Origin of the sequence: Burkholderia sp. TSV86, from assembly GCF_001522865.1 — a bacterium.
In the GTDB taxonomy this organism is placed as follows: Bacteria; Pseudomonadota; Gammaproteobacteria; order Burkholderiales; family Burkholderiaceae; genus Burkholderia.
In genome coordinates this window covers 71,551-85,363 of sequence record NZ_LOWB01000085.1, presented here as the reverse complement: position 1 = coordinate 85,363, position 13,813 = coordinate 71,551, and the positions used below count along the sequence as shown (strand labels likewise).

Here is a 13,813-nt window from a genome sequence, read left to right as displayed (position 1 = left end):
ACTATCGGCAGTTTGAGGACGTCGCCAAGGCGGCCTGACTCAAACAAATCGGTCTCCGATGAACCCGGGGCGATTCATTGCCCTTCTCCTAGTAATTGCCAGATGGCCCCTCTGGCGGGGCAGACCTGCGCGCTTGATGAATGAAGCGCGGCAAATCGAATCAATTTTCAAGATCGCGCCGTAAGTGCAAGCAGTTGCGTGCGGTACGGCGTGATCCAACCAAAGACAACTCGTTACCAATGGAATCGCCTTGCTGCGCATTATCAAAGGTCGGCATGCAACGAAAAGTTCGGTAGCGTACTCATCACTAAAGTGATGATGGGGCGCGGCTTCCAAGAAATAAGTTCTGTTAAACAATTTCAAATGCGAGTTAGAAAGATAAAAGAATGAGTGGATAGTGCTTGAGAAATATCGAGAGAATGTGTAGGTATCCGATAAAAATGACGGGCCTATCATCTTGGTGTCACGACGCAGCGTCTCTCTTTTTTATGAGACGGATGATCTTCCGGCGCTACAAATAATAAAAAACGGGCCTCCAACTGGAGGCCCGTTCCGCGCGTTGTGCCGCGCTGCTGCTACGGATGATCGGCGAGCGATTTATTCGGTGCGTTGCCGCCGCGGCGTGAATTTGCCTTGGTAGCGCAACACCGGACCTTCGAACGCCGTGTCGACGTTCGGCGTCTGCCGCAGTTTGATCGCGGCCGGCGACGCAACTGACGAGATGCTCGTCTGGCGAGACGCAGGCGCGAGGTTCGAGTTGACGAGCAGACCCGCCTCGGCTTTCAGGTTCGCGAGCAGCACCGGATCGCTGGAGCTGTTGATCTGCGTGAGGAGCGCGCTCCACGCGGCGTCGCTGTAGTTCGTCACGTAGTAGTCGAGCCCGCTTGGGTTCGCCACTACGGCCGAGCAACCGTCAACGCGGATTTGCGTTTGCGTGTCCTTCAGCACGAGCGTCTTGCGATTGACCAGGCCGTTGCCGTATGCCAGCGTGACGGGAATCGTCCACTGCGAACCGGGGTACTGGTTCTTATTCGGGAACGGCGCCTGCTTGAGCGTCACGACGTTCTGGTTCTTCGTCAGATCGCATTGCGTGTCGAGCGAGAGCAGCGGAATGCCCGTCTGACGCACGAAGCTGTCGCCGATCGGCCCGATCTGCTGGCCGCTCGCGGCGGACAATGCGTCCCACAGGCGCTTGGGCGTGCCGTTGCCGAATGCGTATGCGTTCAGGTATTGCTGAAGCCCTTTGCGCAATGTTTGCTCGCCGAGGTAGCCCTCGAGCATCTTCAGCACGTAACTGCCCTTGTAGTAGGTAAACGAACTCGCGCTCAGCACGAAATCGTTCGACGCCCAGCCGTTGAAGTTAGGCTGAACCGGGAACGCGTCCGGGCCGAGATCCTTATTGATCGTGCGATACTTCCGATCGATCACCTTGAGCCAGTTGAACTTGTCCGGGTAGAACTGGATCGACGTTTTCGTTTCGAAGAACTTCGCAAAAGATTCGTTCAACCAAACATCGTCCCACCAGTCGGTCGTTACGAGGTCGCCGAACCATTGGTGCGCGACTTCGTGCGTGAGCACCGTGTCGCCATAGTCCGACATCGGCTTGCCCGGTTCGGGCAGAATGTCATCCGCGAACTCGAGAATGGCTCCCCAGTTCTCCATGCCGCCGAAGTTCAAATTCTTCTCCGCCTTGAATGCGTCGTTCGCGGCGACCGTGTCGAACTTCGTGAGCGGCAGTGGGATGCCGGTGTAGCGATAGTAATAATCGAGCGCCTGCTTCGTGCGTTGCATCGCGGGGCGCGCCCACTCGCTCATGCCGGGGGGCGTGAAGATGCGCAGGTGCAGGCCGCGGCTATCGGGCAACGGGCTCGTGAAATCGTCTTCGAGCACGTCGAACTGGCCGCCGCCGAAGAACAGCAGATACGACGGCATCGGCGGCGTCTTCTCGAACGACACCAGCTTGTAGCCACTGCCGACATTCACCGAGGGCTTCTCGGCCGCGTTCGATACGACGCGCCATGCCTGCGGAACTTCGGCCGTTACTTCATAAGTCGGGCGGAACGCGGGCTCGTCCCAGCCGGGGAACCATTGACGCGACAGATTGGTTTCGCCTTGCGTGAGGATCGCGCCGCTCGTCGAGCCGTCGGTGCTCTTCAGATCGACGCGAAAGACGCCTTCAGCGGCCGAACAACCCGGATACGGATCGTTGCCGCAGCTGCCGCCCGTGTGATTGACGGGATCGTCGTAAGACTTGAAGTTGATGATCCCTTGCCATTCCATATGCAGCGAATAGTTGCCCGGTGCGATCTGGCCGCTCACCGGGCGGAGCTGGTAGAAATCCCCCTTGTCCTGCGGCGTTGCGATGAGTTGCACATTGCCGGGCTGCAGCGTCGTTCTGCCGTTTGCGAACTTGATCCGATGGCCAGCCACGACGATGGCGTTGACGGGCTTGAGCACCTTGATCTCGACATCCGCGCGCCCGTCGAACTGGTTCAGATCCGCGTTCGGACGAAACCATAGCTTATAGTTGACGGGTACGACGGTGTCGGGCATTTCGACGGGTTTGGTGCTCTTGTCGGCGGCTGCCGCAGGCGCGGCGTTGGCCGCGTTGCTCGTCGAATTGCTCGACGGGCTGTGTGCCGCACCAAACGACACGGCGGAGCCTGAGCCGCCATCGTCGCCGCCGCAGGCTGCGAGCGCGAGTGCACCGAGCAGCGGCAGATACCGAAATCTACGATCGTTTATCCACATAGTAATGCCTCGAATTAGAAACAGCGGTTCAGTCTTGTGCGAATTCGACAGACAATAATCCGCCTTCACCGTCGAGCGACGGCGAAACGAATGACGTCAGTGATATTCGAAACGATTTCGGATTGTTTACGTGAAGAAGCTCATCGTTTATTGCCCCCTTTTGATTCTGGTTTGTGAAAGGTGGCCGGCCGCGATGTGAGGGACGCGTCGGCGGCTCTCGTTGCCCGTCAACCCTTGGGCGACCTGGAGGGAGCCCGTCCCGCGCCGTGTCGCGAGGCGACGGATTCGTCCAGCATCGTTAAGGTGTGTCAGGCGAATCGAAAGATGATCCAATATACTTGATGGCTATACGTAAAGGAATCAAAAAAAATTTGATGAGATAGGATGACCCGATTCCTTTCTCCAATTTCGTCATCGGCATCATTCATTCTTATTGATTTTTAATAGGTATTTTCGGCTCGCGATCGACGTGAGCCGGGGGGCGATCCGGGCGCGCGGCATGCCGGCCTCGAATTGAGATGCTGCGGTGCATGGCGGCAGCTTCGCTCCAACTCGGGTCGATACAATGCACATTCCTATGGACTGCTATCGAGGTTTTTCGCCGATGCGCGCACTGAGTCGTTCTCGCTGGGTTGCCGGTCAACTGCTTGCCGCGATTGCGGCGCTGCTCATGCTCGGAGGATGTGCCGCGCTGGCGATGCGCGATCCGGTGCGCGTGAATGTCGTCGGCATCGAGCCGCTCGCCGGACAGGGACTTGAAATGCGTTTCAACGTGAAGCTGCGCCTGCAAAATCCGAACGATGCGCCGATCGACTACGATGGCGTCGCGCTCGATCTCGAGCTGAACGGCAAGCCGTTCGCAAGCGGGGTGAGCGATGCGCAGGGCACGGTGCCACGCTTCGGCGAGCAAGTGCTGAGCGTACCCGTCACGGTATCGGCGTTCTCTGCGGCACGGCAGGCGTTTGGTCTGGCGGATGTGACGGCCGCGGGCAAACTGCCTTATGTGCTGCGCGGTAAGCTCGCGGCAGGCGTATTCGGCGGTGCCCGCTTTACCGATTCGGGCACATTGAGTTTGCCGGCCTCGCCACCCACGCCTATCCGAAATTATTGACGCAGTGTTGCTGTCGCTTCCGATGCGGGAAGCGAGATACGTGTGCGCGTTTATCGAGAAAGCCGATCGAGCGCGGCTACGCGCGCTTGGGGAGCCGCGCTCGCGACGCGGGGCAACCTTACGCTGACGATTTGCCGATGCTCGGCCGTTGCTGCATCATTAAATAGGATTTCTATTTTTTAAAACAATTAAGAGACAGAGATGATCGGTTCAACGTGCATGCGCAGGTATTCCGCCTTGATCAAATACCTGCTGAGCGCGCTATGGCTGGGCATGTGCGCGGCATTCGGCGGCAGCGCAGCGTTCGCGCAAACCAATACCCCGGTGACGGGCGTCAATGTCGGCGGCGGTCTCTTCGACATCATCGCTTCTCATCAGGGAGATCCAACGCAGGCGCTCAACAATTACATGGCAAGCCTGGCGGCGATAAATGCGCGATGGGTGCGCGTCGGCATCAATTGGGACACGACGCAGCATACGCGGACGTCTACCGATCCGAACGATCCGAATCCGGTCAACGGGCTCGACTGGGGCACGGCGGATACCGTCATACGCGCGGCGCGCAATCACGGACTGCGCATGCTGGGCCTCATCACGATGACGCCCCAGTGGGCGATCGATCCGGCATGCCCTGAAGGAACGTCGGGTTCATTCTAGCTGTGCGCGCCAGACCCGCTAGCCTATACCGCATTTGCCGTGGCTGCGGCGAAGCACTATGGGAGTGACAGTTATGGCGGGCAAGTCGACGCGTGGGAAATCTGGAACGAGCCGAATTGCGGGAATGATTTCAAGCTCAGCGATCCCGCTGCCTATATACGTTTGCTGAAGGCAGCCTATCCCGCGATCAAGGTGGCGAAACCCGCCGCATACGTGTATGCGGGCGGCAGCCGCGTTTGCGTCACCACGCAACCGGCGAGCGGCACATGGGCGCCGCCGGCCGGCGGCGTCGCGGCGCTGGTAGGCTCGACCGATCCGAATTATCCGATGCCCAAGTCATGGGATCCGCGCGACTGGCTCGCGGTCATGTATGCGAACAGCGCGCAAGGCTATTTCGATGGGCTCGTGCATCATCCATACTGCTATGACGACAATGCGTTTGCCTCGCCGTCAGACTGGTGTCCGAGTGCGACGCTCACTAGCGTCTATCCGCAGTATTCGAACGCGTTCAACATGATGTGGCACACGTTCGCATCGCCTGCATACGGCTGGCCGGACGGCAGCGGCGCTTACACGTTCAAGAGCTATACGGGAACCAGTCTGCGCGACCAGATGGCGGCGCATGGGGATGGCAGCAAGCCGATCGTGATCACCGAATTCGGCGCGCCGACCACCGCAACCGACGGCACGCCGGCGGCTCAAAGTTCGCCGTACTATCGTTCGTACTACACGCAGGAGCACGAAGCGCGCATGTACAAGGCGTTATTGGCCTGAATTGCGCGGCAGCCTTACGGCTTATACGGACCGGTCTATGCGTATTCCGATATGTCGCTCTCGCAGCCGGCCAGCCAAGCGGACCCCAATCAGTCGTATTACGGACTGGTGACGCTCAGCCCTTCGACGGTAACGACGGGCACGCTCGGCGCGCCGAAGATCGCGGGCACCTATCAGTCGCCGTCGAGCCCTTACTATCCGGCATGGCCCAATGCCGGCGAAGCCGCGGTTGCGGCCGCCGCCACGCCAGGCTACGCGCCGGTCGGGCCGGGCTGGTTCAACGCGCAACGCAGATGACGGATCGTACAGCCGAAGCAAGGGAGCCGTGAGCGCTTGCAAACCCGCACCGGCCGCTCACCATGCGCGAGCGCCGAATGATCGGCGCCTCGCCGCATGTGGCATTGCTATCGGCTGCATATCGAATATCAATTGGAATCCCATCGACCGATCACGTGTAATGGCGCGGCCATTACCGATGACTGTCGTCAAGGAGTTCCAACAATGTCAGTTCCTGTTCATCGAACGCTCAAGAGCGTGGTCGCCGCGCTGTGCGTCGCGCTCTCGTACTCGGTGCATGCCGAGAATCTCACGCGCGACAACGGCTCGCCGGTCGGCGACAACCAGAATTCACAGACTGCCGGGCCAAGCGGGCCGACGCTGTTGCAGGATTCGCACTTGATCGAGAAGCTTCAACGCTTCGATCGCGAGCGCATTCCTGAGCGCGTCGTGCATGCGCGCGGCACCGGCGCTTTCGGTGAATTCGTGCCGAGCGCGGACATCAGCGAGCTGACGCTTGCCAAGGTCTTCGCGCCTGGCACGACCACGCCGGTCTTCGTGCGTTTCTCGACCGTGATGGGCTATCGCGGTTCTCCGGAGCAGGCGCGCGATCCGCGCGGCTTCGCCGTCAAGTTCTATACGGCGCAGGGCAATTGGGATCTCGTCGGCATCAATTGGCCGATCTTCTTTATCCGCGACGCGATCAAGTTTCCCGACTTCGTCCACGCAAACAAGTCAAGCGCCGTGACCGGCGTGCAGGACCCGAATCTCGCTTTCGACTTCTTCGCGCATACGCCCGAAGCGACGAGCATGCTCACACGCCTTTACACCGACGAGGGCATGCCCGATTCGTACAGGCATATGGACGGTTTTGGCGTGCATGCGTTCAAGCTGGTCAATGCACAGGGCAACGTGCATTACGTGAAGTTCCACTGGAAGAGCCTGCAAGGCGTTCGTGGCATCCGGCCGCAGGATATTCCCGGCTCGATCGGCGCGGACTGGAATCTGATGACGAACGATTTGTATGGCGCGCTGAAGGCCGGCAATTATCCGAAGTGGGATCTGTATATCCAGGTGCTGAACCCGGAGGATCTCGGCAGGTTCGACTACGACGCCCTCGACGACACGAAGGTTTGGACCGGCGTGCCCGAGCGCAAGATCGGCACGCTGACGCTTAACCGCGTGCCGGACAACTACTTCGAGACGACCGAGGAATCGGCGTTCGCACCGTCGCGGATGGTGCCGGGCATCGAACCGTCAGAGGACCGGATGCTGCAGGGCCGGCTGTTTTCGTATGCCGACACACAGATGTACCGGCTCGGCGCGAATTTCAGTCAATTACTGGTCAATCGTCCGCGCGTTCCCGTTGTCAGCAACAATCAGGACGGTGCGATGAACGCTGGCGATCGCAAAGGCGAAGTGAACTATGAGCCGTCCACGCTGCATGAGATCGAGCAGAACCCGCGCTACAAGCCGGTCGAGACGCCGCTTTCCGGCTCAACGCAGCAAGCGGCGATTCGCAAGACGCTCAATTTCCGTCAAGCGGGCGAGTACTACCGGACGTTGCCGGCGCAAGACAAGCAGGATTTGGTGAGCGCATTGTCGGCCGATCTGAATCGCGTGACCAACGAGGCGAACAAGTACACGATGCTGTCGTACTTCTACAAGGCCGACGCGGATTACGGTGTGCGGCTTGCCCGCGCGACGCATGCGGACTTGTCCCGCGTGAAATCATTGGCCGACAAGCTCGTCGAGAATTGATCGGCATTCCTTGTTGTTCGAACCCGATAAGCCCGTGCGAGATGCGCGGGCATGCCACGATAATGAAGCGATTGCATTCTCTTCTTGGTTGTGCGTGCACCGCGCTCGCGGCGGTCTTCATCGCGGGATGTGCATCATCCAAGCCGATTTCGTCGTCTGCCGTATCTGTCTCGCATGATTCGGCCGCCGATGCGCGCCGCTACGACGAGCAATGGTTCGCCGCCGCTCGTCTTGGCCGCGTCGACATCTTGCAGGCGCTCGTCGACGCGGGCTATCCGATCGACGCGACGACGCATGACGGCTATACCGCGGTGATTCTCGCCGCCTACCGCGATCAGCCCGTCGCGCTCGATTATCTGCTGCGCGCCGGTGCGAATCCTTGCACCGGCGATCGTCACGGCAACACCGCGCTGATGGGCGCGCTTTTCAGAGGCCGGGAGGCGATCGCCGGGCGGTTGATCGACGCGCGCTGCCCGATTGATCAGACGAACCATGCGGGGCAGACCGCGTTGTCATTTGCTGCGATGTTCGGCCGCCTCGATTGGCTGCCTCGGCTCGTCGCGCGCGGCGCTGATCCGGACCACGTCGATGCGCTCGGCCACACGGCGCTGCAGACGGCAATCCTGCAAGGAAATATGGCCGCCGTGGCGGCGCTCGAGAAGGCGGGGGCCACGCCGAATTCGGATATCACGCTGCAGCTGCGTCCATAAAGCGGGCTTGCCGCACGGGCGCTGGAAGCTCATGCCGCGTCGTCATGCCGTCGGGGCGCACGGTTTGCCGGCGTGCGATCGATGATCGGGATGCGCCGGCGCAATCGGCGCGCGGTGTGGCGTGTCCGATGCCGATGCGAGGCGGCAGCGGGTTACAGAGGAAAGGATGTGACGAGCGACGTTCGCACCTCGACGCACGGCGTGCAATGCATGACACCGCGCATCTGGCAACGGGAAGTCCGGCGTCCGGCGCCGATATATGCCGTGTGATGCGCGCTTTTTTTCCGGTCGAGCGGCAAAGCGCGATACTGTGTCGTCCGCATGGCGCATCGCGCCGTTTATCGTCCCCGTTATCGATTCAATATTCGCCGATTCTCCGTGACTGCTTTTCCCCTATTTCATTGGACCGACGCGAACGGCGTCGAGCATGCCGACCGTTGGCGCTCCGAAGCGGGCGTGCAACCGCCGCGCCGCGCCATCGTCGCTGACGATCGCACGAGCGCCGATGCCGCTTATCGGCTTGCCTGCGAAGGCACGGCGCTCGTCTGGCAAGGCGATTTCCAGAATGCGCGGCAACTGCTGCAGGCGCTTGCGCGCCGGATTGATCGCAAGCCGCGCAAGCCGGCGGCAACGGGCATCGACGCGTTCAACCTGCATCGGCTCGCGCAAGCGCAACGCGCCCGCATACTCGGAATGCTGCTGATCCCGCTCGAGGCCGATTATTCGGTCGCATTGCGGCGCGCGCCAGATCTGCGGGCGGCATGCGAAGACGCGTATGGCGCGCCGGACGGCGCACGCTCGGTCGCGTCGTTGCGTGAACTGCTGGGCATCGTCGGCTCGCACGAGTGGCGCAAGAAGGGTGTGCCGATCGCTGCGCTCGGCGGCGCGCGGATTCATCCCCACTACGGCGTGTTCTCGCCGGTGCGCGGCGAGTATGTCGAGCTTGTCGCGCGTGCGCCGTTGCCGCCGAGCGCGCTCGCGTTCGATATTGGCACGGGCACCGGCGTGATCGCGGCGGTACTCGCGTCGCGCGGCGTGCAGCGTGTTGTCGCGACCGATCAGGATCCGCGCGCGCTTGCATGCGCGGCCGAGAATGTCGCGCGCCTGGGTTATGCAGCGCAGGTCGAGATCGTCAAAGCCGATTTGTTTCCGGCGGCAAATGCGCCGCACTCGAATACGCGCGGCTCGCACGCGCGGCCGGAAAGTGAACCCGATTCGCAGGGGCTTTCGCGCGAACGCCGGGCTGCGCTGATCGTGTGCAATCCGCCGTGGGTGCCCGCGCGGCCAAGTTCGCCGCTCGAATACGCCGTCTACGATCCCGACAGCCGGATGCTGAAGGGCTTTCTCGCCGGGCTTGCCGCGCATCTGGCGCCGGGCGGCGAGGGGTGGCTGATCCTGTCGGATTTCGCCGAGCATTTGGGCTTGCGCACGCGTGACGAACTGCTCGGCTGGATCGACGCGGCGGGCTTGCGCGTCGTGGGGCGAGACGACGCGAAGCCCGTGCATCCGAAGGCGTCGGACCCGACCGATCCGTTGCATCGCGCGCGTGCCGCCGAGACGACGTCGCTTTGGCGTCTCGGCGCACGCAATTGACGCGCGCGTGCGCGGGCCCGGGCGGTGCGCGCGGTTTTCGGTAAACTGTGCGCCTGACCCACGCACTCACACCGCGCCGCCGCTCGAGACGCTTCGTCCGGGCGGCGGCCGGCCCGTTTCCCGATGTCGACCAAGACTTACGAAATCCGTCCGGATCAATCGATCGAACTGCTGAAGGAACTGCACATCCTGACGCGCGACGGCAAGATGAATCAGGACAGCCGCCGCAAGCTGAAGCAGGTGTACCACCTGTTTCAGTTCATCGAGCCGCTGCTTGCCGAGGTCGAGCGCGACAAGGCAGGCGTGACGCTCGTCGATCATGGCGCGGGGAAGTCGTATCTTGGCTTTATCCTGTACGACCTGTTCTTCAAGGCGAAGCCCGCCGGTACTTCGCATATCTATGGAATCGAGACACGCGAGCCGCTGGTCGCGCGTTCGATCGAGCTTGCCGCACGGCTCGGTTTTCGTGGGATGTCGTTTTTGAATCTGTCGGTGGCCGATTCGATCACGTCGCCGCAATTGCCGCAGACGATCGATGTCGTCACCGCGCTGCACGCGTGCGATACCGCCACCGACGACGCGCTTCGCTTCGCGCTCGCCAAGCGCGCCCGGCATATCGTGCTCGTGCCGTGTTGCCAGGCGGAGGTGGCCGGTGTGCTGCGCAAGAACAAGGGCAAATCGCTCGCGAATGCGTTGACCGAAGTGTGGCGGCATCCGCTGCATACGCGCGAGTTCGGCAGCCAAATCACCAACGTACTGCGCTGCCTGCAACTCGAGGCGCACGGCTATCAGGTCAGCGTGACGGAGCTTGTCGGCTGGGAGCACTCGATGAAAAACGAGCTGATCATCGCGCAATACAAGGATTTGCCGCGCCGCAAGCCAACTGAGCGCTTGAACGAAATCCTCGATATGTTCGGCCTCGCGGAATTGCGCTCGCGTTTCTTCGCGCCCGACGTTCAACCGGCGAATGCCTGAGCCGCCGCGCGATGCACTCAGCGCCGTTTGGCGCGCGAATGGCGCACGCGCGGCGTTGCTTCGGGTGACTTCGCTGCGCTGCCGCCGTTGGCGTGGTCTTGCTGGTCTTCGCCGCCGTCGCGTTGCGCGATCCACTCGTGCCAGCCGGCATGGCCAAGGCGGCGTAACGTTGCCTGATTGCGCTCGTAGATGACGGCCGCGTCCGCAAACGCGTCGACGGCCCGTTCGATGCTTGCCTCGCGCAGCAGATGCAGGATCGGATACGGCGAGCGGTTCGTGTAGTTCTCGATGTCGTCCGGCTCGGTGCCTTCGAATTGGTAGTGCGGGTGGAAGCTCGCGATCTGCAGCGTTCCGTCGAGCCGCAGTTGCCGCAGCAGGCGATCGGCGAACCAGAGCGCCTCGTTGTAGTCGGTGAAATCGTCGAACGTATCCGGAAAGATCACGAGCGTCGTATCGATGTCGTCCGGATCGGCCGCCTCGAGCAGCCGCAGCTCGCTTTCGAGATCGGCGAGCGCCGCGTCGAGCGAGGTCGCACGACTGATCGCATAGCGGATCTGCTGTTTTACATGAACGCTTTTGGCGAACGGGCACAGATTGAGTCCGATCACCGCGCGCGTCAGCCAATGGCGAGTGGCGGCGAGGATGTCGGCATCGGTTCGGGCAGCGTCGGTCATGATCAAAGCGGCTTGGCGGTCAAGCCGCGATTGTAGCGGCGCGCGGCGGGCGCGCCATGTGCCGCTTGCTATGCGCAGGCCGCCTCTATCAACTGGCGCGCCATACGCGGCGCGTGGCCGATCGGGTTTGCCTGCCGCTGATAAGTTTGACTCGCCGCGTAGATTCCTTCGATCAGGAGCGCCAGCGCATCGGCGAGCGCCTTGGGCTCGCGCGCGCCCGCCGCTTGCGCGAGCGCGACGAGCCGCGCCATCAGCCGGGTCTTGTTGTCGGCGACCGCGACGCGCGCCGGGTGATCGAGTTCCGGAAATTCGACGGCGACATTGACGAACGGGCAACCGCGATAGCCGGGCTCGAGCGCGCGCTGCGCGAGATCGTCGAAATACTGAACGAGTTGCGCTTTCGGATCGCCCGGATGTTTGGCGATGCTTTCGTCGAGGCGCCCGAAAAAGCACGCGTCCATCTGCTCGAGATAGGCGAGCACCAGTTCGTCCTTCGACGCGAACTGCCGGTATAGGCTCATCTTGTTGACGCCGGCGCGCTCGACGACCGCTTCGATGCCGACTGCGCGAATCCCTTCCTGATAGAACAGTTCTTGCGCTGCGCGCAGCAGATGCTGCTGCGCCTGAGTTCCGGCAACCTGAGCGCTGCGGCGGGGCCGGCGCGCTGTTGAGGGTTTGGCGGCGGTGGTGCTCATCAGTGATTCCGATTTCGAAATGGATCGCTTGACATGTTACCGATCGGTCACTAGGATTGCAACGAATTTGTGACTGACCGGTAACAAGAGTCGGCTCATATTTCCTCTCAACTGCCGGCGGGCCCACCGAGGCCGGCCTGTCGGCCCCAGGAGCAATTCGACATGAATTGGGCGGCAGGCAGGATACGCGGGCGTTTCCATTACGGCTGGCTCGCGGCGGCGGTGGTATTTCTGGTTCTGCTCGCGGCGGCGGGCACGCGCGCGTCGCCGAGCGTGCTGATGGTGCCGCTCGAGCGGGAACTCGGCTGGAGCCGCGCGACGATTTCGCTGGCCATCTCGGTGAATATTGCGCTTTACGGGCTCACCGGGCCGTTCGCGGCGGCCGCGATGCAGCGCTTCGGCGTGCGGCCGACGATCCTCGGCGCGCTCGGCGTGATGGGCGCGGGTGTTGCGCTGTCGTCGATGATGACGGCGACGTGGCAGATGGTGCTGGTTTGGGGCGTGATGGTCGGCGGCGCGACGGGCATCGCGGCGCTGACGTTGGCGGCGACGTTCGTCAACCGTTGGTTCGTCGCGCGGCGTGGCCTGGTGATGGGCGTGTTGACCGCGAGTTCGGCGACGGGGCAACTTGTTTTCCTGCCGCTGCTCGCGTCAATTGCGCAGCGGTACGGCTGGCGGCCGGTCGTGTTGACGGTCGCGGCGGCAATCGCGATCGTGGTGCCGCTGGTCGCGCTGCTGCTGCCGGAGCGGCCGGCCGACGTCGGGCTGCGTCCTTATGGCGAGCCGCCCGACGCAGGCCGCACCGGCGCCGCGGCCATGCAAAATCCGCTCGCGGTTGCGCTGGGCACGCTCGTATCGGCGGCGAAGACGCGCGATTTCTGGCTGCTGTTTTTCAGCTTCTTCATTTGCGGCGCGAGCACGAACGGCTATGTCGGCACGCATTTGATCGCGATGTGTAGCGATTACGGGATGACCGAAGTGCAGGGCGCGTCGCTGCTCGCGACGATGGGCGTGTTCGATCTGATCGGCACGACGCTGTCCGGCTGGCTGTCCGATCGCTACGACAGCCGCCTGCTGTTGTTCTGCTACTACGGGCTGCGCGGCTTGTCGCTGATTTATCTGCCGCACGCGTTCGGCATCGATTTCTTCGGATTGCCGCTCTTCGCGATGTTTTACGGACTCGACTGGATCGCGACGGTGCCGCCCACCGTGCGCCTGACGACTGACGCATACGGCAAGGATGCCGCGCCCGTCGTGTTCGGCTGGATCGTGGCGGGCCATCAGCTCGGCGCCGCATTTGCCGCGCTGGGCGCGGGCATGCTGCGCGCGAGCCTCGGCACGTACACGGTTGCGTCGATGATCTCGGGCGGGCTTTGCATCGCCGGCGCATTGATCGTGCTGCGGATCGGCCGCGGATCGGCGCGCCGCCGCGGGGCGGAGGTGCCGGCGAGCGCGGCTTGACGGGATCGGGCGCGGGCGCTTGGGTGATCCGAGGGTGGCTGCGCCGATTGAGCCGCGGCAGCGATCATGACGGGCGCGCGCACCGTGATGGGCGAGCGGTGAGCGGCAGAGCCGGGGGGCGGTTCGCGAGGTACGCAGCCCTTGGCACGCGTCTCGCATTCAAGGCGCCGGATGTGAATCATCGAAGGCTTGGTGCGGCTGAGCGCCAGGCTGCGCACGGCAAAGAAGGGAAGTGGAGGGCGGAAAACCGAAAGCCGGCGCGGGTGCCGACGCCAGCCTCCACCCTTTGCGCGCCAGGTGATTTGCTTTCGCGTGCAATATCCGGCAAGTTACACGACAAGCGGTTATGCTGGCGTTTCTTTTTCGGGCGATCGA

Annotated in this window: 9 protein-coding genes and 1 pseudogene; 7 read left to right on the top strand and 3 right to left on the bottom strand. The window is 62.4% G+C overall.

Annotated features, from left to right (window positions below; translation table 11 throughout):
• Positions 1–597 precede the first annotated feature (597 nt).
• Positions 598–2,751 (bottom strand): M1 family metallopeptidase, encoded by a 2,154-nt coding sequence (locus WS68_RS15870; protein ID WP_059571711.1) that lies wholly within the window; start codon positions 2,749–2,751, stop codon positions 598–600.
• 604 nt (positions 2,752–3,355) lie between these two features.
• On the opposite strand from WS68_RS15870, the gene WS68_RS15865 reads away from it, so the two are divergent.
• The 6 genes and pseudogenes from WS68_RS15865 (at position 3,356) to WS68_RS15840 (ending at position 10,608) form a co-directional block, all read left to right on the top strand.
• Positions 3,356–3,862 carry an LEA type 2 family protein gene (locus tag WS68_RS15865; RefSeq protein WP_059571723.1) on the top strand — a complete coding sequence of 169 codons (507 nt, stop codon included), beginning with the start codon at positions 3,356–3,358 and terminating at the stop codon, positions 3,860–3,862.
• A gap of 237 nt (positions 3,863–4,099) precedes the next feature.
• Positions 4,100–5,590: pseudogene (locus WS68_RS15860) on the top strand (cellulase).
• 204 nt (positions 5,591–5,794) lie between these two features.
• Positions 5,795–7,330, top strand: a complete 1,536-nt coding sequence (locus WS68_RS15855; protein WP_059571710.1) for a catalase — start codon at positions 5,795–5,797, stop codon at positions 7,328–7,330.
• A gap of 62 nt (positions 7,331–7,392) precedes the next feature.
• Complete coding sequence (locus WS68_RS15850) at positions 7,393–8,040, top strand: ankyrin repeat domain-containing protein (RefSeq protein ID WP_059571722.1); 648 nt, start codon at positions 7,393–7,395, stop codon at positions 8,038–8,040.
• Positions 8,041–8,418: 378 nt separating this feature from the next.
• Entirely contained in the window at positions 8,419–9,633 is a 1,215-nt protein-coding gene (locus WS68_RS15845; protein ID WP_059571709.1) for a methyltransferase, read from the top strand.
• Between the two features lie 123 nt (positions 9,634–9,756).
• Positions 9,757–10,608 (top strand): class I SAM-dependent methyltransferase, encoded by an 852-nt coding sequence (locus WS68_RS15840; protein WP_059571708.1) that lies wholly within the window; start codon positions 9,757–9,759, stop codon positions 10,606–10,608.
• 17 nt (positions 10,609–10,625) lie between these two features.
• Here the strand turns inward: WS68_RS15840 and WS68_RS15835 are convergent, their stop codons facing one another.
• Both WS68_RS15835 and WS68_RS15830 read right to left on the bottom strand, forming a co-directional pair.
• Positions 10,626–11,282: a DUF1415 domain-containing protein gene (locus WS68_RS15835; protein ID WP_059571707.1), complete on the bottom strand. Its 657-nt coding sequence runs from the start codon at positions 11,280–11,282 to the stop codon at positions 10,626–10,628.
• 68 nt (positions 11,283–11,350) lie between these two features.
• Positions 11,351–11,977, bottom strand: a complete 627-nt coding sequence (locus tag WS68_RS15830) for a TetR/AcrR family transcriptional regulator (RefSeq protein ID WP_059571706.1) — start codon at positions 11,975–11,977, stop codon at positions 11,351–11,353.
• A gap of 162 nt (positions 11,978–12,139) precedes the next feature.
• Here WS68_RS15830 and WS68_RS15825 point away from each other — a divergent pair, with 162 nt between their 5' ends.
• Positions 12,140–13,438, top strand: a complete 1,299-nt coding sequence (locus tag WS68_RS15825) for an MFS transporter (RefSeq protein ID WP_059571705.1) — start codon at positions 12,140–12,142, stop codon at positions 13,436–13,438.
• Positions 13,439–13,813 lie beyond the last annotated feature (375 nt).